Annotated in this window: 1 protein-coding gene; it reads left to right on the top strand. The window is 70.4% G+C overall.

The window, feature by feature from the left end; all coding sequences use genetic code 11:
- A partial coding sequence (locus tag GWE18_RS42205; protein ID WP_275191346.1) for a hypothetical protein occupies positions 1-304 on the top strand: 304 nt, incomplete at both ends.

Here is a 304-nt window from a genome sequence, read left to right as displayed (position 1 = left end):
TGACGACCAGGTGAAGATCCGCGGCTTCCGCATCGAGCCGGGCGAGATCGCCGCGCGGCTTTGCGAGCACGCCTGGGTGCGCGATGCGGTTGTGGTGGCGCGCCAGGACCGGTCCGGCGACAAGCACCTTGTCGCCTATGTGGTGGGCTCGGACGAGGCTGGCTCGGACGAGGACGGTGGAGGCGGGCTGGCCGGCGCCTTGCGGGCGCACTTAAGTGCGCGGCTGCCGGACTACATGGTGCCGTCGGCGTTCGTGCGGCTATCGGGGCTGCCGCTGACGGTGAACGGCAAGCTCGACCGCAAG

The sequence above is a fragment of the Bradyrhizobium sp. CSA112 genome (assembly GCF_029051645.1).
Lineage (GTDB): Bacteria > Pseudomonadota > Alphaproteobacteria > Rhizobiales > Xanthobacteraceae > Bradyrhizobium.
The sequence above is the reverse complement of the archived record's forward strand: the minus strand, read 5'-3'. Positions and strand labels throughout refer to the sequence as shown.